This window comes from Marinoscillum sp. 108 (assembly GCF_902506655.1).
In the GTDB taxonomy this organism is placed as follows: Bacteria; Bacteroidota; Bacteroidia; order Cytophagales; family Cyclobacteriaceae; genus Marinoscillum; species Marinoscillum luteum.
This window is the reverse complement of the sequence record NZ_LR734808.1, coordinates 3,484,557-3,508,511: the sequence shown is the minus strand read 5'-3', so window position 1 is coordinate 3,508,511 and position 23,955 is coordinate 3,484,557. Positions and strand designations below refer to the sequence as shown.

The window sequence follows — 23,955 nt, the reverse complement described above, 5'->3', positions numbered from 1 at the left end:
GAATTAATGTTGCCTAACTTATTGAAAACGTTGATAATATGGCAAATTTATGGTAATTTTGAGGTCATTTTAGATAATCCTCAATAAAATAGCACATCGTATGTCGAATTTAAGAATCCTTTATGTGGCAAGTGAAATTAATCCTTTCCTGAAAACTACAGAAGTTGCTGATTTTGTCAGAAGACTTCCGCAGGCTATGCAGGAACGGGGTATGGAGATCAGGATTTTAGTTCCAAGATTCGGATTAATCAATGAGCGGAAAAACAGGCTTCATGAGGTGGTAAGGCTCTCTGGCATCAACATCTCAGTGGGCGATGAAGAAAAGCCTCTGATCATCAAGGTAGCATCGATTCCAAATGCCAAGTTACAGGTTTACTTCATTGATAATGAAGATTACTTTCACAGAAAATCAGTCTTCTTCGACAAGGAGGATAATTTCTATGAAGACAATGATGAGCGCGCAATATTTTTCTGCAAAGGCGTTTTAGAGACAGTGAAAAAACTGGGCTGGTCACCGGACATTATTCATTGCAATGACTGGATGACAAGTTTGATCCCACTTTACGTAAAAACCACTTACAAGAACGATCCTATTTTTAAAGAATCTAAAACGGTCTTTACTATCTATGATAACAATTTCAGTCATAAATTTGGGGCTGATCTGCTGGAGAAGGTGAAGATGATCGACATAGACGACAGCATGCTGGGACCGCTCAAAACAGCCGATTATGAAGGTTTTGTGAAAATGGGCGTAGAATATGCAGATGCCGTGAACATAGCCAATCAGGAAACCACTGAAAGTTTCAAGAAGCTGATGAACGATTTGGCAGACAAAAGAATTGATACCATTGAGAAGGATGAAAATTTCGAAGATTCTTACTTTAACTTATACAATGAACTTGTTGGATAAACTAACATACTGGATTACATCGGGACTGGCCATTGTGCTGGTCCCGTTTTTTTTTGCCTGTGATGACCCCAGTAGGCTGGGATTGGAGTTAGAATCTGAGGACAATCCGATTGTTACTCAAAAAATGGAATTCGTTCTTCCTGCTTCCACCATTTACATAGACAGTCTTCGGACCGATCAGTTTACGCACAGCATCTTCGGGCAGTATGAAGACTCCATTGCCGGCAAGGCCACGGTGGTTTCTTACAACCAGTACAATATTTATGGGGGTGTGCTCCCTGGAGGAGATTCTCTGGAATATGTATCCACCATCCTCTCCATAAAGGTGGCCGGACAGCGTGCGCAGCGTGGACTTGCAGGTGAGCAGATCATTATACATGAAGTGAATGACACCCTGTATAATCAGCCTGTATATCTGGCTGACCGAAAGCTGGATCATCGGCCTGAAACCATCGCTGATTATACCTTTGACTACAATCCGCTGACGGATTCCATTATTCAGATCCCGCTCACGGACACATTCGGACAGTTTCTTTACAAAAGACTGGAGAAAGCCACCCTGGGTGGTGTCAATCAGGACTCTCTACTACTGGGGATGTATCACTACCCACCGCTGGCATTGATCCCAGGTGCAGGTAATAAGGGCCTGTTTTCATTTGACCTGAAGGATGATACTACCAGGATCTATGTAAACATGAAAAATGCTGCAGGAAAGCTCTACCATTTTTCGTTTGATTTTTCAGATGCACACTATTCACAAATAGACAGAGACCGAAGCTCCGGTAAGTTTAGCGATATTGTCTCCGAATATGAGGAAAGCAATGCCATCACCGGCAGAACTCATTTGGATATGGTGAATGGGATCCATACCAAACTTGACCTGAGTCCCTACTTAGATTTTGTGAAAAGCCACGAAGACTTCATCATCAACAGAGCCACCATTAGCATGGAAGTGGTTCCTCAGGATGAATTCTCGTACATAGAAACGGTACCTTTTATTCGGAACTACTTTATCAAAAGTAATGGCAAGATCAATGGATCGGGTGTCAGCAGAGGAGATGGCTTTAACAATGCGATCCTGACAGAAGCTGATTATGCCTCTTCTGGCAACTCCACCAACATCCTGACGATGGCTTACAACAAAGATAACTCCGAGTACCTCGCCAACGTGACCCTGTTTACCCAGGTACTGGCAGATGACTATACCCTTAGCGACGAGTTTTTAACAGAGCACCTGGTTATCACCAGCCCGGAAACGATCAGCCTGGGTCAGACCTCATTTAATAAGTCAGGCATGAAACTGACCATTTTCTACACCACGTTAAAAGACTAAAACATCCATGTGCGGAATCGTAGCTTACCTTGGAGATAAACCAGCTTTCCCTATCCTGATCAATGGACTGAAACGTTTGGAATACAGGGGGTATGACAGTGCCGGAGTGGCACTAATGGAGGATGGAAATCTACAAATCTACAAGAAGCAAGGCAAGGTAAAGCAGCTGGAAAATCTGACCAACGGTCACTCCTTTGACAGCACCGTGGGGATAGGCCATACCAGATGGGCTACTCATGGCGAGCCCAATGACAGAAATGCTCACCCCCACTACTCCAGCAACCACAGGCTGGCGATTATTCACAATGGGATCATTGAGAATTATGGAGCTCTGAAAACCGAGCTGGAGGAAGAGGGATATTCTTTTGAGAGTGATACAGACACGGAAGTGTTTATCACCTTCATTGAAGACATTCAAAAAACACTGGGTGTAAGCCTGGAAGAGGCGGTACGTGTGGCGCTTACGAAAGTGGTGGGCGCGTATGCCATCGTCATTATGTCTCAGGACGATCCGGACAAACTCATTGCAGCCCGAAAGGGCAGCCCGCTGGTCATTGGCCTGGGCAAAGGGGAGTACTATGTGGCCTCCGACGCCACTCCCATCATAGAATTCACCAATGAAGTGGTTTATCTCAATGATGAAGAAATAGCCGTCATCACGAGAGCTGGTTTTGAGATTGTGAATACAAAAGACATCCCTCAGAAACCCTACATTCATACGCTGGATCTCAAGCTGGAAGCGATAGAGAAGGGCGGATATGAGCACTTTATGCTCAAGGAAATCTTTGAGCAGCCCAGGTCCGTCGCCGACTGCATGCGTGGCAGGATCAATGCCACAGAAGGCAGGCTGATGCTTGGCGGCATTAGAAACTACAGCGGTGCGCTGACGAATGCACAACGTATTGTCATTATCGCCTGCGGTACTTCATGGCATGCCGGTCTGGTAGCCGAGTACCTTTTTGAAGACATCTGTCGCATTCCGATAGAGGTAGAGTATGCTTCCGAGTTCAGATACCGCAACCCGGTGATCAGAGAAGGAGATATTGTGATTGCTATTTCCCAGTCGGGAGAAACGGCTGATACCCTGGCGGCCATTGAGTTGGCCAAGTCTAAAGGCGCTATTGTCTTTGGTGTGGTGAATACAGTGGGGTCTTCCATCTCCCGGGCGACCCATGAAGGTGCCTACCTGCATGCCGGACCGGAGATAGGTGTGGCTTCTACCAAGGCCTTCACTGCACAGCTCACTGTGCTCACGATGATTGCCCTGAGTGTGGCACAGCAGAAGGGTACGATTTCGGATGTGAAATTCCGTGAACTGCTGGTGGAGCTGGAAAGCATTCCTAAAAAGGTGGCAAAGGCACTGGAAAGTGATGGCAAGATCAAAGAGATCTCGGCACTTTTCAAAGACGTCCATAACTTCCTGTACCTGGGTCGGGGCTACAATTTCCCTGTGGCGCTGGAGGGCGCGCTGAAGCTCAAGGAAATCTCCTACATCCATGCGGAAGGCTATCCAGCTGCAGAAATGAAGCATGGTCCTATCGCGCTGATCGATGAAAACATGCCTGTGGTTTTTATTGCGACGAGAGACAGTTCCTATGACAAAATAGTGTCCAACATCCAGGAGGTAAAATCAAGGAAAGGAAAGGTGATCGCTATCGTGACAGAAGGAGATGTGCTGATCCCCAAGATGGCGGACTTCACCATAGAAGTACCAGCCACACATGAGGCCCTGATGCCCCTGGTGTCTGTGATTCCACTTCAGCTCTTGTCTTATCACATCGCTGTGATGCGCGGCAGCAATGTGGACCAGCCCAGAAACCTGGCTAAGAGTGTGACGGTGGAGTAGGTATCGTGTGTAAACCAAATGGTCGCAAGACATCAAAAAGTTTGAGTGGCCACTTGATGTTTATTCGGATAATCACCTTCTTTCTCATTGCTGATGCTCCATTGTTTTAAGCACACCTATTTTTTAAATCCTGGACCGCAAGGTTCTCGTATGGGAATGGACAAACAGCACAACGGATTGATTGGCTATTTCGCGTCGATCATCCGATTTTCAAAGAGCAATTTTATCGGTTATATTTAAATGTATAACATCAAAAAAGCAGGGCTATGAAAACATGGTACCTGGTGATTTCCAGATGGCAATGGGAATTGATGAAACTTCGGGGATAAGAAGGTTGATTAAAGGAGGCTGGCTTTCGATGAATGTTGTAGCACATTCCTACCGCTGGTGATATCATATGAGTTTCAAACTACGTCACTTGATGCTGTAAGGACAATTAAAATAGTGAAAATGGAGTGGAAGTTTAGTTTAGGACAAAGAATCAGAACGGGAGCAGCACTATTGGTGGTGTTCTTGCTCGTATTGGCTACTAATATGATGGATAGCAACCACTTCAGGATTGTTCAAAGTAATCTTACCACGATATACGAAGATCGATTACTCGCTAAAGACTATCTATATAAGATCTCTCGTCAGATTCAGGCAAAAAGGGAGCTTATTCAGCGTTCGGACATTGAACAATGGAGCGACTTAAACACTGCGCTCAATGACTCCATTCAGATATTGAACGATCGTTTTGCATCTACCCAACTCACTGAGAATGAAGCCTTGGTTTTTGAGTCGCTGAAGCGGAATATTCGATCTTTGAGGGAATATGAGTTGAAGCTACAAAGAAACGATCCTTTGAATACTGAGCTGACTACTTCGGGAAGTGAACGGTACTTTACTGCTGTTTACGACGATTTGGATGCACTCTTCAAAATTCAACTTGAGGAAAGCGACAAGGTGATCAGCAATGCCAATAGAGCCATTGATACAAGTAATCTTATCTCAAGAATTGAAATTGGTGTGTTAATCGCTATCGGACTTTTGATACAACTGTTGGTTTTCATGCGGCCGCTTAAATAAATTTCATTGCCCATGGTGTAATGAATAATCCTGAGTATCTGTCTTAAAAGATGTCTGACTTTAACCAAGAGCAGATAAGCTTTAGGGCATTTGATCCTTTTCAGGTGATTCTAATTACTGCTGATATTTAAGCTGTCTTCCAAGGGTCGAATTTCCCCTTCATGTGTTCCTGATATTGAATAATCAGCACCTTTTGAACCGGTACTTTTTCTGTTCGGGATTGCTGGAGAATGGGGGCGAACCCATATTCGTAAGAGAAATAATAGGTGAGTGAACCCTCCTGGTAGACGGATGAAAAATACTGAAAGGAAAAACCGAGATCAACCAGCCGCTCTTTTCGCACAGTGGCTTTCCCGTCGGGGCATAGTTTGAAAAGGATGCTTCTGTTTTTTCTGATCTGCCTGTTCACGGCTGCAATGACCCGCTCGGTCTTACGTTTGTGTCGGTTGTGAAAATTGGCCCGACACTGACTGTCACAGAAACGCTTATCGATCCGGCCGACCAAAGGCTTATCGCAGGTCTGACATTTTTGATGATCCATTTTTAACTCTCCTTTTTACCGTATTAATATACGTTTATTTACGTAATTATTCGCTTATAAACCACCTTAAGTTCTCTCTTTTAGCGTGGTTTAGGCCCATGAAGCCCACATTAAGAGAAAGACAAATCACGCTTAAGCATATTTTGATTGATTCGCGGCGAATGATCGGGATCAAGTTTTACCCCGACAAGGTGCTCCAGGCGCTGATCAAAACGCTGGATAACCCGCGCTGGAGTGATGAATACGGGCTTATTCTGATTGAAAACACGCCAAAAAATCTTCGAGACATCTTTGAAAAATTCAAAGGGGTAGCATGGATCAATGTCCAGCATTTTTTCACCAACCGGCCGGTGTTTGCCGGGAACAGCCTACTGAGTGTAGACGGGTTTCGGCAGAGGCCCGGCAGGGCTGGTTTTCGGTACTGTCCGGAGGCATTTTATCAGAAACTGGAGATTAGAAAATACAGTTTAAACACTGCCCGCGTATATATCAGCATGTTTGAGCGGTTTATCAACCACTACCAAACCGTGGAAAATCTACTAGAGCTGGGTGAGCAGGAAATAATCAACTACCTGCAATCCCTTGTACTGGAGGGCAAATCGGACTCTTATATCAATCAATCGATCAATGCCATCAAGTTTTACTATGAAGTGGTGCTGGAGATGCCAAACCGCTTTTACCGTGTGGAGCGGCCATTCAAAAAAGAGTCGTTGCCGAAGGTGATCAGTAAGAAAAGTGTACTCAGGATGATTGATCTGTGTCCTAACATCAAGCACCGATGCATCATCGCTTTGCTTTACTCCAGTGGCCTGCGGAGAGCAGAGTTGCTCCATCTCAAAATCAGTGACATAGACAGGTGAGCGCATGACCATAAGGGTGAGTCAGGGAAAAGGAAAGAAGGACCGGGTCTCCCTGCTGAGTAAGCGACTGCTGGAGGATCTCAGGAAATACTACCGTGCCTGGAAGCCTAAGGATTATCTTTTTGAAGGCCCGGACGGAGGTCCGTATAGTGGCACGAGTGTGGTGAAAATCGTACAGAGAGCGGCCAAAAGGGCCAAAATTGGCCAGCGAGTAACGCCACATACCCTCAGGCATTCATTTGCCACCCATCTATTGGAAGCGGGCACTGATCTGAGGTATATACAGGCCTTGCTGGGTCATAGCTCCACGCGTACCACGGAAGTATACACCCATATAGCCGTTAATGGTTTGTCGAAGATTCAAAATCCATTAGATTTGGAATAATACAAGGCGCATAACAACCATAGGTGTTGTTATCCGGTTGTTACATGGCATGACTGCCGAATCGCAGATGCGAACTCATATGAACAAACTATTAATTCTCTTGTTTCTGACTTCTCTCAATTTAACTCTGAATGCACAAGAGATTGAAGAATTTTTCACCCCAGAACACCCATTTACCCACCTATTCGACACAACAATCCATGAAACCAAAATCAGCTGGAGATTTGAAACAATTCACAATAATTATATAATTCAACAATTTGAAGAAGAAGGAACAATCTTCAGGGTCAAGTATCGAGATTTTCAACTTAGAGTCATAACTCCGAATTCCAATCAAGTTTTCAATAAGATGTATTTTCAAGACTCGATTGGTTTTGATCCAGAGATGTTCACGATGAAGCTTTTAGGACTGGAAGGTTATGACGAACAAACTAACGAACTGCAATTCTTCCTAACCATTACTAAACCTGAAACGGACTGGACTTATCCAATTTATTTATATGTGAACATGGACGGAGTTAGCCGCTTCGAACTTCCAACTTTTGAGGACGACTACTGAAAAAACGCCATGTAACATTGTGTATGGACGCATGTGCAAACTGAGCATTTAGCCAGTGTCGGTGGAACTTGACCGTGAATCTGCCGCTGAGGAAACTGCTCTGCTTTCTACCAGACTCAGTTCGCAGGAGTTTTAATCTTCTGAACGCACTGCCTCTCAGATACTTTGTGAGCACCGGCAGATTCACTATTTTAGTGCATTAGCCAGTGGGGCGCACACAGCGCCATACACGGACGTTATGTGTAATAAGTGCATTCGAAATATGACAACAAGATCAAAGTATTACGATTACTTATGTTCATTAGTGGGTTTATTCATTATAATCGTAATCCATTCTAGTTGTAGTGACAAAGGACAAAATGATCTTGATGTAAAAAGAACTGAATTTCAACGAGCTAGATCCTCTTATCTGTCATCGTTAGAGCAAAAAATAAAAGGAAAAATTGATGAAGATGAAATTATTCCAATTGTAAATGAGGCAATAAGAAATGGATATCATCTTGAAGTTCTTAGATTGATAGAATCTGAAATAAGTAAAAGACCTGCGGACGCTAACCTACATTCAACTCTAGCCAATATTCTTCATGCCCAAGGTCTTTTTGAAGAATCGACAGACTATTTAGAGAATCTAAATTTTGTAACAGATCCAAATAAGATAACGGCAAGGCTTTTAGAAATCAAGCAAGACAATCATGATGCACAAGGAGTCAAATCAATAATTGATAGCATCGAGGATACAAAATATGGAATCTTTGGCTATAACTTGGCTTCAGCATTCCGACTCAACAAGCAGCTAGAAAAAGCATTGGATGTAAATTATGAATCGATTGATTCTGGTACTGGAAGCTATTTTAACTCTATTTATGCAAGAAATATTTCTGAAATTCAGAGGAAACTAAAGAACAAAATAGTCGCAGATTATTTCTATTGTCTTTTTCAACCAAATTCTCATCCAAAAGATTTTCAAAGACTGAGTAAGTATTATCATGAAAACGAATACTTCACACTAACTTCTTCTTCACTAATATTTGAAAAAAACCAGATCGACAAAATACAAATCATTCAAGATTTCCAAATCCTTTGTAAAGACAGTGCCAATCGCCTTGAAATTCCATTATCTATCCCAAGCACAAATGTTGGTAACATTGATGTAAAAATATCACCTGTAAGGCAGTTTAACTACACCACTGAAACCCATAGGTTTAACAAGATAATCTCAATAAATTTTGATGATCAAATTTTGAAAAGAGAAATACTCGACATTAAAGTTAGTTTTTATACCACATTGAGTGATTTGGGCGCTTGGAAAAGACTGACTTATCGAATTTTTGAACCTGTCAACCTTATTAAAATAAAGCTAACAGAAAATGAAATTCTAGATAAGACATATTTAGAAGATCAAGATGTTGGAGATATTAAAAAACTTAGCTCAAAGGAATACGAGATTCTTCTTAAAGACGATAAATTAATTGAAACAGTTCAATTGGATTTTAGCGATAGCAATCAGATTTCATGGATAACCAACAAATTAGTTCTGATCTCCTGTCTGTTGGCTATTGTTCCATTATTCGTGTGCATTCTGATATATGTCTTAAACGTAAGAGTTGGTGTGAAATTTGGCTTGGTTGCTGCGGCCCTGTATATACTTTCCCCAAATATTCTTGAATGGACTGCCACAAATCCAATATCATGGATTGAGTCAATTCTTGCCAAATACCTTTCACCAGAAACAGGTTTCTCACAAGAACTCCTTACAACAATGTTAATCAGTATTGATTTGGTATCTGTAATTTTTATCTCTTGGTTTCTACGTGATCTAAATAGAATTACAAAAAATCTAAAGTTTGGAAAAACAGGCTTTTTCTTATACCCTATAATACTTCCCTTCTTTGGGACAACTCTCCTATTATTTTATTCTTCGCAACAGACGATAGAATATGGAGGATGGTATTATACCTCTTATTTACTGGTATTTAGTGCCCTATTGATTGGATTGCTAAGTTTCTTAGTTATGAGGCGGGTTACACCAAACTGGATATATATACTTGTTGGCGGAGTTGCTGGTATAATTATTACTAAGTTGGCATCTTCAAACGAGTTTCTACAAATAGGTACGAATGCTATATTTTTGATAGGTGCTACTATATATATATATGGAGAATGGCGAAAGGCTAAATTCATTCAGGAACAGCCTGAATTACAGAGCAGTAGTTCTGTTGTAAGTAGAATTGAGAAAGACATTATTTTCGCATTAGATAAATATTCATATTTGATAAAAATAGGTACAATTATTTCAGGGTTAGCCGCTTTTGTAATTATTCTTAAAGACCTAATCAACCATTGAAACATACACATAACAAACACTAAAATGAATATGCGAACTGAGCTATATGAAAAGATAATGCGAAATAGAAACTGTAGTGCTTCTAGCACCTGGGGCGCATACTCATTTTAGTTGGGCGTTGTGCGCAAATTATTTTAAAAAAAATGCGGTTTACTTCCAGGGACTCTAACCTTAACAATAAGAAATATGACAGACAAAGAAAAAATTGAACGTCATGACACGTTGACCACATTGAGAACAAGGATTGGTAGTTGCTTTGGAACTGCTGACGGAATTTTTGCAGGTCATCCAAGTGATGAACAAAGTGCAAAAGAACTTCGTAAACTTGCCTTTGACAATAAGATTAAACTGATTGAAATACGTGAGATCGCGTTGGGGTATTTGTTTGGTAAGGGTTATGTCGGACCACACATTAAAGAACAAATTGAGAAAGTAGATCAATTATTTGGGAAGAAGATTCAATAGTAGTTATGTGTGAAATTGATTGGGACATATTGCATAAGTACGTTGACAGTTTAGTATGGCCAATCCTTGTACTTGGACTGTTTTTGTTATTCCGAAATCAGATTACAAAATTGATTAACCGAATAACAAATGAAAGTGAGCAAATTGAATTGGGTGGACTAATTAAAGCTCAATTCAAACAAGTTGGACAACTTAGAGAAGATGTCAAAACTGGGAAAGCGACAGGGGAACAGACTGATAAAGTAATTTCAGCGACTGTGACTGTTCAAGTGGAAGGAATCAAATTGTTGGGACAAGACTATATTCATTCAAATTACGACCAAAGAAGAATTCTTGAAAGTAGAATTAGTGATTACTCAATTGGACTTGAGACTGGTGACATTCAAGATTTATTGGACTCAAAGGACACAGGACATAGAATTGGCGGAGCAATAGCACTTGAGCATATTTTATACCGGACAAAAACTGACCCAGCGGAAAATGCTAAAGTGAAACAATTTATTATCGAATCACTTGCAGACAGTAATTCATTTCTCCGATACGAAACTTTACAATTGGTTTTTCAAAGTAGTAAACTATTGACAGAGTTAAAGACTAAGTTGGAGGAGATGAAGAATTTTGACAAGAATCCTGCAATCAAGACCTTGTTAAAGATGTACGTAAAATAATCAGCGCACAACAAAATGTATAAAACATGGCTGGGGTTCAGTTTAAAGTTATAGTTTAGTTTTTCAAATTACGTTTGGTGTCGTGGGACAGTGACGCGCTTCGAAAGCCCAGCCACGTTTCATACATAAACGTTAGGTTTCATGCCGTGACGTAGACCCACCGCACATTTTAGCACATTTGGTTTTTGCCACCGCAATACCTATCCTGTAAAAACCAAAAGAGCTAAATTTATCAACCCACAAATAACGGATAATGATTGACTGGACTAGTAACAATATTTTAAAAATCAATAATGACATTGATTGCTTCAATACCGATGCTATTGATGAACCCAAGGTTGATGATCTAAGAAACAAAATTGAACCTTGGTTAACTGCCATTTTTCAAAGCGAACATTTCTCTCTGCTAATTGGTGCTGGGCTTCCTATTGGATTGACTTATTTGGCAGATGTTACAGCACAAGGAATGGGCAGAATTGAGTTCACCACCCACAAGGATAAAATAAAAGCTTGGGCCGATAAAAGTGCTAAGGAGTTCGGCAGAGGTATTCCGAATATTGAAGATGATTTTCGAAGTGCAATAGAACTCTTACAAGGGTTGAAAATTCAAGGCACTCAAGATGCTATTACCCTCGAAAAGGAAATCAATGAACAATTGGATAAATTCATTAGAAACATCATCAAGACCGAAAGGGAATTTTATAAAAGCAACAAATATCAGTCAGCATTAAATACACTTAAATCTTTCTTAATAAGCTTTTCAAGCAGAACAGCAACAAGAGAGAGAACGAATATTTTCACAACAAACTATGACCGATTTATTGAACTGGCTTTAGATAATGCCGGCATTTTGACAATTGACCGATTTGTTGGAAAAATTAAACCGATTTTCAGAACAACTAAACTAGAGCTAGATTACCACTATAATCCTCCAGGAATACGTGGAGAACCTAGATATGTAGAGGGTGTTATTAAATACACAAAATTACATGGATCCATTGATTGGAAATTCGATGTGAATTCAATTATCAAATTACCACTTGAATTTGGTGTTGATGAAACCACAAATCAAATCCCTATTTCACCTAAAGACTTTTCCGTTATTTACCCCAATTCTTCGAAAGGAATAGATACAGCATATTTTCCCTACTCTGAATTGTTTCGTGACTTTTCATCTGGCGTATGCAGACCAAATTCTGTAGTTGTAACTTATGGATATGGGTTTGGAGACACACATATTAATAGGGTGATTGAAGATATGTTGACACTTCCTTCAACTCACTTAGTCATTATCTCATTTGACACGGCATCTGGTCGCATTATGAAATTCTATGAAAAGTTAAACCCGGCACAAGTAACCTTGATAATTGGGAGTCATCTAGGTAGTTTACAAACATTGGTAGAAAATTATTTACCAAAAGCTGCTATTGATAGAATACAAGAACGGCTGGTAAAAACATTGGAGAAACGAGGCGTTGCAGAACAATTCAAAAAGGATGAAGGAACTCAAACTTCAAAACCAGAAGGCGATGAGTAATTTCTATGACTTTGATGAAATCCGCAACCTAACAATTGGAACAATTGAAACGGTTTCGCCATTAGAAATAAAAGTTTTATTGGAAGTGGATGCACCTCAAAATGTTGCCATAAACACAGGAGTCCCAACGCATTTTCCAAAAATTAATGGATATGTTCTGATCCCAAATGAAACTGGAGCAATTGTCGGAGTAATAAATTGGATCGGAGTACAACACTCAAATTATCCTATCCGAAAAGGGTTCAAAGATTTTGATTTGATTGATTTGCCCTTTCCCTTGAGAAAAATGATTATTACTCCGTTAGGTGTTTTAAAAAAGAAAAAGGATCATACCTATGAAATCGAAAGAGGGGTCTATAGCTACCCCTCTGTTGGAGACAATGTTATCCTCCCAACAGATCGCCAACTTTCCGCAATCGTTGAAAATCCTGATGGGAAATTTGAAATAGGTAAAGCACCAATTGCAGGAAATGCACCAATTAAAGTGAATCCAGACAAATTGTTTGGCAGGCATTTGGCGATTCTTGGCAATACAGGGAGTGGAAAATCCTGTTCTGTCGCGGGACTTATTAGATGGTCATTAACCGAAGCTGATAAGGTTAAAACAAATGCTCAATTAAATTCGAGGTTCATTATTCTTGATCCAAATGGTGAATATTTTGACTCATTCAATGATCTAGGTTCAAAGAGGGTAAGGAAGTTCACGGTAAAACTAGACGAAGATGACACCAGTTTTGAGCAATTAAAAATACCAGCTTGGATGTGGAACTCCCAAGAATGGATTAGTTTTTCACAAGCAGCTCCGGGAGCCCAAAGACCATTATTATTACAATCATTAGTTGATTTGAAGCAAGGAAGTAAGCTGAAAGAATCAATATTGATAAGGATTTCCTCTTTCTTGAATTCAAGAAAAAATTTACTAATTACCTATTTATCTGATTTGCCGACATCAGAAGCAAGCTATGCTAGATTCATGGGATTTATTGATAATTTAAATAATTTCAGAACTGATATTCAAGAATATAGCAACGGGCTAGAAACTGGTGATTTTAAATCTTCTTTTGATTTAGTATTTGATGAGCTAGATAAACTTTTATCCTCAAAGAGAAAACAGAGTGCCACCGGTAGTACATACTATGTTGGATTTTCTAACACCAATATTGAAAATATCATTACCAAGATTGATGAAGCACTTGAAAAGCTTGTGTTCAGTGATGTTAATTCTTCAACAATCAATGCTGACACCCCAATTCAATTTCAGTTGCCCGATTTAATACCCTACTTAGAACAACTTGCCGAAAATCAAGGAGGTCATATTTTGCAGTTTGTTCAAATGCTTTCATTGAGAATGAGGTTTTTATTTTCAGATGAAAGACTTAATGGTGTAGTCCAACCAGAAGAAGATATTACACTTATTGACTGGTTGAATCAATACATTGGTTCCAATGAAGCAGAGAATGGTCAAATTACATTAATTGATTTATCTCTAATTCCGTCTGACATTATTCACGTTGTTGTTGCTGTATTATCACGATTGACATTCGAAGCAATTCAGCGTTATAGAAAAATCTACAAAAAAGAGTTACCCACCACCTTAGTTTTAGAGGAAGCTCATACTTTCTTGCGTGAGTTCCATAACAACACAAACAATATTTGCTTAGAGACCTTTGAGAGAATAGCTAGAGAGGGCAGAAAATTCGGATTAAGTATGGTCCTATCCTCACAAAGACCATCGGAACTTTCACAGACCGTGCTTTCTCAGTGTAATACATTTCTACTTCACAGAATTGTAAACGATAGAGATCAAGACTTAGTAAAAAGACTTGTGCCTGATAGCCTTAGTGGATTGCTAAAAGAATTACCAATTCTACCTTCTAGAAAAGCAATATTAGTAGGTTGGGCATTTCCTATTCCTGTCTTGGTCGAGATGAAATTCTTAGATAAAGAGCACAGACCACAATCAAATGATCCAAATTTTTGGGACGTTTGGACTGGTAATGAGAAGAGAGAAATTGATTGGACAAAAATTGCTAATGATTGGCAAGGAATTAAGTCAGCATCAAATGATGACATTCAACCTGAATCCAATAATGAGGAGCCGGACACTATGGACGAAGATGACCCCCTCTTCTGAGCCATACACATTGGCAAGTCGCACATCCTATCCCTCAACCAAAACATGCCAAAGAGTATGGCTGCTTCCAACGCACCGAACGAACGAACTAACATGAACGTAGAAACAGGACGTAGAAATATGCACGAAAACCTAACAAATGCTAAAATCCATAGGCTTACTGAGGTACTTGCTAGGGTTTGTGGGTTTGGATTCTTTACCGATATTTACAAATGTCCAGCCTACGGATTTTAGCTTGTCGTTAGGTTTCATGCCGTGACGCAGACCCATCGCACATTTTAGCACATTTGGTTTTTGCCACCGCAACACAAACCCCGAAAAAACCAAAAGAGCTAAAATCTCCCACATCCCGATTCAATAATTAGTTAAAATCTCAAGTGTTAGTATTTCTGATTATTTCTTGACAAATTTGTCAAGGTGATTTTGTCAAGACAATGAAGGAAACAATTGGTGAGTATATCCATAAATTGAGAATTGAGTCTGGCATGACTTTAACAAAGCTTGCCGCAGCACTCGATATCGATCAATCAACTTTGTCCAAAATTGAAAATGGCAAGAGGAACATTCCAAGATTCATCTTGCCCAAACTTGCTGAAACTTTCAAATTGGATATTAAAAGACTAGAAAAGGAATTCTTCAGTGAAATGGTGGCTGAAATAATATATTCTCAAGAGGAACCACAAGAGGTGCTCAAGCTAGCTGAAGAAAAGGCCAAATACTTTAAAACAAAGAAAGAACACCAAGGAAGTCTATCCTTTGAAAAAGGGAAGAACGAATGATGAGCATGAACTATATCGATTTATTTGCGGGTGCAGGAGGTGCCTCTTTAGGCTTGTCAATGGCAGGATTAAATCCAGTTGGTGCTGTTGAAATTGATGATTGGGCATCTGATACATATGAATTAAATCATCCTGGTATCAAGGTAATTAGATCAGACATTTCATTATTATCTGAGAACGACATAAAACAGTTTAAAGGGGTTGACTTAATTGTTGGTGGCCCCCCTTGCCAAGGGTTTTCCATTGCTGCCAGCAATCGAAGACAAAAGTCTGACCCAAGAAACCAACTCTACACTCAGTACTGTCGAACCGTTGAAATTTTGAAACCACAATTCTTTGTAGTTGAGAATGTGAAAGAAATCATGAAGTTTAAATTGGCTGACGGTAGTCTTCTGCTTGCCGATTTTATTTCAAGACTTGAAAAACTAGGCTATAGCATTTCATACGGTCTGATCAACGCTAAAAATTTGGGAGTTCCCCAAGAGAGGATCAGGTTTTTTATGGTAGGGTCAAAAAAAACCATCAGCCCTAATTTCATCGAAAGTCTAAACAACCCATCGCAAAAGGTTCTCACTATTGATGATGCAATTTCTGATCTTCCAGTTCCAAAAGTTGGGATTGACAGCATAGAATACAATAAATCTCCTATCAATTCATATCAGGAATCGATGAGAAGCACCTCCAAAATGGTGTATAATCACGAGCCTATGAGGCATACTGCAAGAATGATTGAAAGATTCAAATTAATACCTGTTAATGGCAATACTCAGGACGTGCCTATCGAACATAGAAACCGAAGAAGAGGGGAAGTTGAAGTTCTGTCAACCAACATTTATCATCAAAATCATCGAAGGCTTGATCCCAATAAGCCATGCAAAACTATAACAGCATCATTCTATTCAAGCTTTATTCATCCTTACCAACATCGTAACCTAACTGTTAGAGAAGCAGCCAGAATACAGGGCTTTCCAGACACCTATCAATTTATGGGTAAGAGAACTACGTTGAGCAAAAAATTATTAAAAAAGAAAGGGATTTTTGAAGACATGCATTTAGACCAATTCAATCAGGTCGGCAATGCTGTTTCTCCAATCGTTGCTAAATCTATTGGTAAACTATTATTAAAATCAATTGAATGAACATTTCAAGTCTTGATCTTTTCGCTGGAGCTGGCGGTTTTACTCTGGGTTTAAAGAACTCAGGAATTACGACAATTGGAGCAAATGAAATTGATCGATTTGCTGCAGAAACATTTAGAAATAACTTTCCTGAAGTAAGTCTGATGGAAACTGACATCCGAGAATTGTCGAACAAAACACTCAAGTCTCATTTTAGTGGTGTGGATTTGATTGTTGGAGGTCCTCCATGTCAGGGATTCTCGGTTGCAGGCCCATCTCAATATGGCATTCTGGACGATCGTAATGATCTAGTTCTGGAATTCATTAGAGCCATTTCAGTTCTTAAACCTAAAATGGTTATAATGGAAAATGTGAAAAATTTTCTCAATGGTAAATTGCCATCAAAGGATTTAGTAGTTGATGTCGTCAAGAAGAAATTAAAAGACCTTGATTATTCTGTTAAAATAAAAGTCGCTTACGCGCCTGATTACGGAATTCCTCAGTCCAGAACCAGAGTTTTCATTATAGGAATCCATAACAAAGCTGATCTCCAATTTCCGCGAATTGAGCCAACGCATGGTTTCGCTTTAGATTCTTATGTGAAAGTAGAAGAAGCAATCTACGATTTACCATTCATTGATGTCAATCAGGGCTTTGAAGACTCCCCCGAACTCCTGGAGTACCGTGAAGTTGAACTGAGTGATTATCAAAAGAAAATGAGACTGAACTCACCGGGCATTTTTAATCATGTATCAATGAAACATACACCAAGGTTGATCGAACGATTTAAGCATATTCCTCAAGGTGGTTCGCTTTTGGATGTTCCATTTGAACATGGTCAAAGAGTTAGAAATGGTAATTCCCTTGACTTGAAGCCAAGATTTAAAATGAATAATCAAAGGCTAGATCCTAAAAACATCAGCCAATGTATTACAGCATCATTTCAATCCACTTTCGTACATCCCGTATTAAATAGAAATTTAACTGCACGAGAGGGAGCTAGGTTGCAATCTTTCCCTGATCATTTCATTTTCAAAGGGCCAAGAACACTCATGAGTAAAAAACTCTTGATTCGAGAAGGGAGAGAAGATGAAATAGGATTATCACAATACAATCAGATAGGTAATTCAGTCCCCCCATTACTTGCTCAAGCAATTGGTAAATCAATTATTGAGTCATTTGAGCAATCCAAAAAGCAAGAATCTTTACAAACAGCAATTGGATAGATTAAACGATATTGACCCTAATCTTCCACATGGAAGTAACTTGAAAACAAAACTGCTCTCTGGGAAACAGAGCGTTGTACTTTCAAGTATTGCTGATGCTTATTTGAACTTTCTTAATGGAATAAATAACATAACCACAACCGACCAAACCGAGTGGTTGAAACAATCTCTTTCCATTTTTGAAAATTATTATGCATTTCTGAAGGCACCTGAAAACAAAAAGTTCAGTCATCAATCAGATTTTCTTTCATCTCTGCTGCCAGAACTTCTTTACCTCTCCTATTCGAAGATTATTCAAAGTGCCCATTCGGACTTGGAAATAACTACTCAAAAAGACATAATTATAGACTTATCATTTTTACCCTATAATGACTCTAGCATCACTTTTAAACCAAAAAGAGTTGATGTAGCAATTGTCAAAAAACTTGACGTAACAATAGGCGGTGAAGCCTTGGATTTTAGTATTCCAATTGTTGCCTTAGAAGTCAAAACTAATTTGGACAAGAACATGATATCAGGCGTTGAATATTCTGTTGAACGACTTAAAAGAACATTTCCGCTTTGTAAATTCTATTTGGTTTCAGAGTTAGCTGATTTTGCATATGAAAAACAGAATTATGCCGGAACAGCTATAGATGAAATTATTATTCTGAGAAAACAAAAGAGAAGTGTGGTAAGAAAGAATCCAAAAGGCATCAACAATGTTGATCTTGGTCTTTTTGAATCACACATCAATGACATTCATGAATTTCTAAATTCAAATGTTGTCACACCATCCAACTTAAAAGAAAGATTATCAACGGGTCGCCTGATCAATTAACTATGAAGAATCGAGATCAATTTGTTCATGGAAATTTACTAATGAAAAAGAGTGAAATAGACTCAGAAATAGCAGACGTGTATTCTCGATATTTAAAATTCCTAGAAGACATTTCATCTTTCAAAATTGATTCCAATGAAAACATTTCAAAACTTGTTTCAAGCTTTAATTCTTATCGAAATGATACCCTTCTGATAATTGAAAGTAGAGCGAACTCGGGTCAGGAAAATATTAGATCATCAATGCTTGAAGAATTCTTTTGTCATTTGTTTTCTGATCTAATCGAGAAGTCATTGGAGACAATTCCAACCAATCTATTCATTGGTAAAGCGAATAGCTATGTTGACCTAACATTTTCCCCCTCTTCATTTAAGGATATTTTCGTTTCTCCGAATCCTTACATTCACACAAAAGATCAGGATTTTGTACTGGGCGTTAAACTGGACCTTCAAATTACAAGTACAGAAAAAACTTATAAAGAATCCATAATTATTCCTGCTCTAGCAGTTGAGTGTAAGACCTACATTGAACGGAATATGCTCGATTCCTGTGCTGGAACCGCCAGAAGGCTGAAAAGTGCAATGCCTTATTGCATTTATATTGTTGCCGCAGAATACATGAAACTTAAGGATGAACAACCTGAACTCAGTGATATCAATGAAATATACATTCTCTGTAAAGCTTCTAATGCTGACAGGCTCAAATATAAAGCCGAGAAGAAATCACCCCATCCAATTGACGAGTTATTGATAATCGATTTTTTTGATAAAGTCAAAGGTCATTTGAATAGCATTTGGTGGTCACCAGATAAGGCACTCGAAACCGGGAAAGTCATAAACCGCCCCTAACCATCCATACACATTGTCAGGTCGCACGAATCGACCCGCAACCAAAACCTGCCAAAGAGTATGGCTGGTCCCTCCGCACCGGACGAACGAACTAACAGGAACGGAGAAACTAGACGGAGAAAAACACGAAAACCTAACAGACGATATAGCGAATGACCAAACTGCCTACTTGATACTTCTGTGCAATCCGACCGTGAATCTGCCCATTCTGCTGGCTTTTATGCTTCTAGCCATTTCCATCTTTCTGGCCTATGACTTTCAGAACGCAGTGCATTGTGGATACTGTTGTGGGGGTTGGGCAGTTTCACTACTTTAGAGGTGTTTACAAAGGGTATGGCCACTCGCCATATCTGATCGTTACCCACAATTCTCACAACGCAGAATGAGCAATAAGAAGCAACTTTCATCCGGCTTAACTTTCTACGTAAAGTTTATCATGCCAACAATTTTCTTGGGTCTCTTGCTTTTAATGGCTCTTTTTGGGTTCATTTCTGGCACACCAACGGGTGGAATAGCAGGACTATTTGGAACCGGAATATTAGGATTTGTTTTCTACCTACTATTCATGAGGCTCAACAGCGTAAAAATGGATGAACGGAACTTTTACATATCTAACTTTCGGCGAACGGAGGAACTATCAATTTCAGATTTAATCGAGGTTTCAACTGGACACTTCATTAACGCTCAACGAATTTGGCTAACATTTAGAACCGATGAACCCCTGAATAAATCTTTCCTATTTATGCCATACTTCAGTCTTGAAGCGATCTTCTCAACGCATCCAACAGTCAAGGAACTTTCATCAATTGTTGAAAAGAATTCTGACATGAAACACTAACAAAAGTTTCCTTTTATTGCAACTTTTTCTAACTTTGTCATGTATTAATTAATGTCGATTTAGTGGAGAAAAAGTTTGAGATCAAATTATTGGACGAGGCTTTCGAATTCATCAAGAGCCAAAATGATAAAGTTCAGGACAAGATATTTTACAATATCCGTAAGTCTCAGATACTTAATGATCCCAAACTTTTCAAAAAGCTAAATCAGAATATTTGGGAATTCCGAACTAAATACGCAGGACTTCAATACCGAATTCTTGCTTTTTGGGATAAGGAAAATAATGAAATGACTCTGGTTTGTGGGACTCATGGTTTTGTAAAGAAAACCGACAAAGTAAGTCCTCAGGAAATTGAAAAAGCCGAACAAATCAGAATTGAATATTTTGAACGCAAAAAGAAAGGAAGATGAAGACATACAGTTTAGACGAAGCACAGGATTTACTAATCGGAAAGGTCGGAACGCCTCGAAGAGATCAATTTGAATTTGAGCTTAAACTCGAACTCATTGGAGATATGATCAAGACTGCTCGCAAGGAACGTCACTTAACTCAAGAGCAACTTGGAGAGCTCATTGGTGTAAGGAAATCACAGATTTCGAAACTTGAGAACAACGCCAAAAACGTAACAATTGAAACCATTCTGAAGGTTTTCGAAGCTTTGAAAGCAAAAGTCAACTTCAAAGTTGAACTTCTAAACAACGAACTGAATATAGCTTAACTGTGGGTAACAAACACTAAAATGAATATGCGAACTGAGATTTGGCACACCAATGAGAAACAGAAACTTCAGTGCTTCTAGCAACTGGGGCGCATACTCATTTTAGTTAGGCGTTGTACACCATACTCTATAATTATGAAATACATAGCGGCTTTTTGCTTCTTACTTTTACTAGGCAATCTAACCAATGCACAGACAATCAATCTTAATGTCCCAGACCCAAGCAGTTTAAAAACCGCTGAGGATTACAAACCTTTGGAAGAAACTGTTATTGAGCTCTTACAAAGCCTAACAAAGGACAGATACAGAATTAACAAAAGCTCAAGACTGGAAGCAGACAACTTCGTAAGTAAGTGGTTGAACGGTTGTCCATACCTACATATGTACCTTCATCAGGCCGTGGTAATGGGACTAATCGAAGAAAAAGCAACTTACGGAAAAGAGCTATTCACGACATATCACTTTGGTGTTGCGCTACATATGCTAATGAACCAAGATAAGGATTACGATGGAACGGAGTATGAAATTCAAGTAGCAGGAATCAATACCATGTACGAGTCCTACATTAAACTGAATCCACAACAGAAATCGAAGACCATGGAAAACTATGGGAAGTTGATTCGCAAAAACAAACTTTTGGAATGGGTTGAAAAAAACGTTGAATTTGAAAATACTCATGGTGTAAAATTGAACTAAACGGTGTACAACATACGATGATGGCGCATGGCCTTACTTAGCATTCTGCCAAGAGCCTACAAAAACATCCCGCTTATCTGCCGCCCGGAAACCACTTTGCTTTCTATAAACTTCTGCTCGTGGGAGTTTTTAATCTTCATGACGCAGTACCCATCTGATACTTTGAATGCACCGGCAGATAAGCTACTTTTATCGCAATTAAATAAGCTCGGAGGCCACAGCGCCATATCTAAGCGTTACCACTCATACCTGCACAGATCTGCATGAAATCTTTCGGAGAAATCTATACATCAATAAGTTCGAACTTCGAACCACAAAACAGAACGCTTAGTGAAATTGGTATAATACTTACTAAGGCTTATTCTGTATACAAGCATCCGAAATTTGAGAGATTTTCCCCATTCACTCCAGGCAACCAAACCGAAGAACTTAACAGAACAACAGTAGAACGACTCACTTGGGAAATCCAACAGATTAAAACAAATGATAATGGTAAATACATTGTCGCTAGCGAAGGGATTGAACGAGCAATTGCGGACATCCAAACCTTAAATGTATATTCTCTCAACCCGAATGACGCAGAGCATTTTGAATCAATTTTCAACTCTGCCAAAATGGATGCTAACCTTAAGTATCTAATTGAAATTTCGCGGCAGGGATTACTATTCACGCATCAAAAGAATATTCAAGAGCACTTGAAAGAACTTCCCGATAAGGAAGCAAAGCTCAATTACTTGAACAACACACTTTTTAGTCTTAAACAAAACGTTAAACTATGGGATAAAAAGCTATATGAAACTTTAACTGCATTTTTAGATGTTGAAGTTCAGAAATGGGAAAAATTCACCGAATCGAAGGAAAGTCAAGTTGAATTCAAATCTGCTGACCAACTTCATGACTTCATTGTAAAATTGATAAAGGAGCGACTTTCACATAATATCCGTTATTTAGAAGGTTATCGAGTTTTCTGGAGAGATGAGCCATGCCAGACCCAACCAAAAAAAGAGAACGAAATTCAGCCTTACATAAAAAGTATCCTAAAACCGTATTGTGATGAACTCGGAATAAGAATAGTTAGGGAGAACTCTGTCGCAAATGGAAAAATTGACATTACATTTTCCTATTTGAACTTCACAATTTGCCTAGAAATCAAAAAAGCGCATCATCAAGACATTCTAACAGCTATTAATACTCAACTTACAGAATACATGATTGGTGAAGAAACTCAATATGGCATCTATTTAATTCTGTGGTATAAGTCTGAGAGCGGCTACAATAAACCAACTAGCCATGTCAATATCGAGGAACTAATCGGCCATATTGAAATTGAACGAGACGATTATAAATATCAGATAATTGGACTTGATTGCACTAAACCAATTAGCCCATCCAAAAACAAGTGAAAGAGTGGTAACAAACAATATAGCATATGCCTATAAGTAGTTACTTGAAACTGATCCACAAATCCGCTAGATTGTAGATATTAAAATAGTCTAGAGGCACATGCCATATCTGGACGTTAGAGACAATAATTAAGAAGGAATACCGAAGTAATTATAAGAGCAACTAAAGTCAAGCCAACATAAGTTGATCGTTGGTAGAAATTATTCCAAAGTTCGTTAACCAATTCACTTAAAGGTTCAATAGTGTCGTTTGCTTGAATAAAAAGATTAATCGACTCATCGAATTTATCGGAGTTCAAATCTTTTGTTTTCAAACTACGACCCTTAATCCATAAATCTTGAGATTGCTTGATTCTACCACGAACCTCTTCGTGGATCGGCTTATGTATTTTATATAATCTCAAAAGCTTCTCAAATGGCCTTAACCTTTTCTTATAAGTACTATAATCTTGATACACATCTGCCGCAATATATTCATAATGCTCCTGATATGATTCTGCGACACCTCGTCGAAAATGTTCTTTAATCTCTATGATGTTTTCTTTCAGCTTCTCATCATTATCCAGACTGATAGAAATATCATAAATATGGGATAAAATGTCCCTACCCTCAATAAATGCCTGTTGAGGAGTTATTCTATCATGTTCTTCTACATAGTTTGAAGCTGACTTGAACTTTGGGAAATATTCTTTAAATATTTCAAAAAGCTCAATTACATTTTTGTCATTCATCTGAATGCTAAGTTGAGACTTGAATTGGTTCTTATATGGACTGTAGTTTTAGTCCACAAGTTCAATCATCTTTTTGGCTTGTTTCCTAATCTTATCTTTTTCATACGTGGTATGAGTATTTAAATAAG

The 23,955-nt window shown here is 39.0% G+C and carries 24 protein-coding genes; 22 read left to right on the top strand and 2 right to left on the bottom strand.

Annotation, left to right across the window (positions count from 1 at the left end; all coding sequences use genetic code 11):
• Window positions 1-100: 100 nt before the first annotated feature.
• From GV030_RS14255 to GV030_RS14240, 4 genes are all read left to right on the top strand, one after another.
• On the top strand, window positions 101-910 hold the full coding sequence (locus GV030_RS14255) for a glycogen/starch synthase (RefSeq protein ID WP_159583154.1): 810 nt from the start codon (window positions 101-103) through the stop codon (window positions 908-910).
• The gene (locus GV030_RS14250; protein WP_159583153.1) at window positions 903-2,243 is read left to right on the top strand and encodes a hypothetical protein; all 1,341 of its coding nucleotides are present in this window, start codon (window positions 903-905) and stop codon (window positions 2,241-2,243) included. The genes GV030_RS14255 and GV030_RS14250 overlap by 8 nt, the downstream gene beginning before the upstream one ends.
• Before the next feature lie 7 nt (window positions 2,244-2,250).
• On the top strand, window positions 2,251-4,089 hold the full coding sequence (gene glmS, locus GV030_RS14245; protein ID WP_159583152.1) for a glutamine--fructose-6-phosphate transaminase (isomerizing): 1,839 nt from the start codon (window positions 2,251-2,253) through the stop codon (window positions 4,087-4,089).
• A 450-nt stretch (window positions 4,090-4,539) separates the two neighbouring features.
• On the top strand, window positions 4,540-5,157 hold the full coding sequence (locus GV030_RS14240) for an MCP four helix bundle domain-containing protein (protein WP_159583151.1): 618 nt from the start codon (window positions 4,540-4,542) through the stop codon (window positions 5,155-5,157).
• 127 nt (window positions 5,158-5,284) lie between these two features.
• On the opposite strand, the gene GV030_RS14235 is transcribed toward GV030_RS14240, so the two are convergent.
• Complete coding sequence (locus GV030_RS14235) at window positions 5,285-5,698, bottom strand: hypothetical protein (RefSeq protein ID WP_159583149.1); 414 nt, start codon at window positions 5,696-5,698, stop codon at window positions 5,285-5,287.
• A 98-nt stretch (window positions 5,699-5,796) separates the two neighbouring features.
• Between GV030_RS14235 and GV030_RS14230 the strand changes: the two genes are divergently transcribed.
• From GV030_RS14230 to GV030_RS14150, 18 genes are all read left to right on the top strand, one after another.
• Entirely contained in the window at window positions 5,797-6,558 is a 762-nt protein-coding gene (locus GV030_RS14230) for a phage integrase N-terminal SAM-like domain-containing protein (protein ID WP_255465423.1), read from the top strand.
• Window positions 6,559-6,562: 4 nt separating this feature from the next.
• Window positions 6,563-6,943, top strand: coding sequence for a tyrosine-type recombinase/integrase (locus GV030_RS21615; protein WP_255465421.1), 381 nt, complete (start codon window positions 6,563-6,565; stop codon window positions 6,941-6,943).
• Window positions 6,944-7,022: 79 nt separating this feature from the next.
• The gene (locus tag GV030_RS14225) at window positions 7,023-7,502 is read left to right on the top strand and encodes a hypothetical protein (protein WP_159583147.1); all 480 of its coding nucleotides are present in this window, start codon (window positions 7,023-7,025) and stop codon (window positions 7,500-7,502) included.
• Window positions 7,503-7,764: 262 nt separating this feature from the next.
• Window positions 7,765-9,846, top strand: a complete 2,082-nt coding sequence (locus GV030_RS14220) for a hypothetical protein (RefSeq protein WP_159583145.1) — start codon at window positions 7,765-7,767, stop codon at window positions 9,844-9,846.
• Window positions 9,847-10,032: 186 nt separating this feature from the next.
• Window positions 10,033-10,311 carry a hypothetical protein gene (locus GV030_RS14215; RefSeq protein ID WP_159583143.1) on the top strand — a complete coding sequence of 93 codons (279 nt, stop codon included), beginning with the start codon at window positions 10,033-10,035 and terminating at the stop codon, window positions 10,309-10,311.
• Between the two features lie 110 nt (window positions 10,312-10,421).
• The gene (locus GV030_RS14210; RefSeq protein WP_159583141.1) at window positions 10,422-10,979 is read left to right on the top strand and encodes a hypothetical protein; all 558 of its coding nucleotides are present in this window, start codon (window positions 10,422-10,424) and stop codon (window positions 10,977-10,979) included.
• Window positions 10,980-11,232: 253 nt separating this feature from the next.
• Window positions 11,233-12,516 carry an SIR2 family protein gene (locus GV030_RS14205; RefSeq protein ID WP_159583139.1) on the top strand — a complete coding sequence of 428 codons (1,284 nt, stop codon included), beginning with the start codon at window positions 11,233-11,235 and terminating at the stop codon, window positions 12,514-12,516.
• Window positions 12,476-14,650, top strand: a complete 2,175-nt coding sequence (locus GV030_RS14200; RefSeq protein ID WP_221413346.1) for an ATP-binding protein — start codon at window positions 12,476-12,478, stop codon at window positions 14,648-14,650. The genes GV030_RS14205 and GV030_RS14200 overlap by 41 nt, the downstream gene beginning before the upstream one ends.
• A gap of 434 nt (window positions 14,651-15,084) precedes the next feature.
• Window positions 15,085-15,429: a helix-turn-helix domain-containing protein gene (locus GV030_RS14195; protein ID WP_159583137.1), complete on the top strand. Its 345-nt coding sequence runs from the start codon at window positions 15,085-15,087 to the stop codon at window positions 15,427-15,429.
• 5 nt (window positions 15,430-15,434) lie between these two features.
• Complete coding sequence (locus GV030_RS14190) at window positions 15,435-16,568, top strand: DNA cytosine methyltransferase (protein ID WP_159583135.1); 1,134 nt, start codon at window positions 15,435-15,437, stop codon at window positions 16,566-16,568.
• Window positions 16,565-17,773: a DNA cytosine methyltransferase gene (locus tag GV030_RS14185; RefSeq protein ID WP_159583133.1), complete on the top strand. Its 1,209-nt coding sequence runs from the start codon at window positions 16,565-16,567 to the stop codon at window positions 17,771-17,773. The genes GV030_RS14190 and GV030_RS14185 overlap by 4 nt, the downstream gene beginning before the upstream one ends.
• Window positions 17,727-18,593, top strand: a complete 867-nt coding sequence (locus GV030_RS14180; protein ID WP_159583131.1) for a Bpu10I family restriction endonuclease — start codon at window positions 17,727-17,729, stop codon at window positions 18,591-18,593. Before GV030_RS14185 ends, GV030_RS14180 begins: the two co-directional genes overlap by 47 nt.
• A gap of 41 nt (window positions 18,594-18,634) precedes the next feature.
• A complete protein-coding gene (locus GV030_RS14175) occupies window positions 18,635-19,441 on the top strand; it encodes a Bpu10I family restriction endonuclease (protein ID WP_159583129.1) in 807 nt (268 codons plus the stop codon).
• Window positions 19,442-19,823: 382 nt separating this feature from the next.
• Window positions 19,824-20,279, top strand: coding sequence for a hypothetical protein (locus GV030_RS14170; protein WP_159583127.1), 456 nt, complete (start codon window positions 19,824-19,826; stop codon window positions 20,277-20,279).
• Between the two features lie 62 nt (window positions 20,280-20,341).
• Window positions 20,342-20,689, top strand: coding sequence for a type II toxin-antitoxin system RelE/ParE family toxin (locus tag GV030_RS14165; protein WP_159583125.1), 348 nt, complete (start codon window positions 20,342-20,344; stop codon window positions 20,687-20,689).
• On the top strand, window positions 20,686-20,997 hold the full coding sequence (locus GV030_RS14160) for a helix-turn-helix domain-containing protein (RefSeq protein ID WP_159583123.1): 312 nt from the start codon (window positions 20,686-20,688) through the stop codon (window positions 20,995-20,997). The genes GV030_RS14165 and GV030_RS14160 overlap by 4 nt, the downstream gene beginning before the upstream one ends.
• Before the next feature lie 135 nt (window positions 20,998-21,132).
• Window positions 21,133-21,693 (top strand): hypothetical protein, encoded by a 561-nt coding sequence (locus tag GV030_RS14155; RefSeq protein ID WP_159583121.1) that lies wholly within the window; start codon window positions 21,133-21,135, stop codon window positions 21,691-21,693.
• 263 nt (window positions 21,694-21,956) lie between these two features.
• Window positions 21,957-23,096, top strand: a complete 1,140-nt coding sequence (locus tag GV030_RS14150) for a hypothetical protein (RefSeq protein WP_159583119.1) — start codon at window positions 21,957-21,959, stop codon at window positions 23,094-23,096.
• Window positions 23,097-23,212: 116 nt separating this feature from the next.
• Here the strand turns inward: GV030_RS14150 and GV030_RS14145 are convergent, their stop codons facing one another.
• A complete protein-coding gene (locus GV030_RS14145) occupies window positions 23,213-23,827 on the bottom strand; it encodes a hypothetical protein (protein ID WP_159583117.1) in 615 nt (204 codons plus the stop codon).
• Window positions 23,828-23,955: the final 128 nt, after the last annotated feature.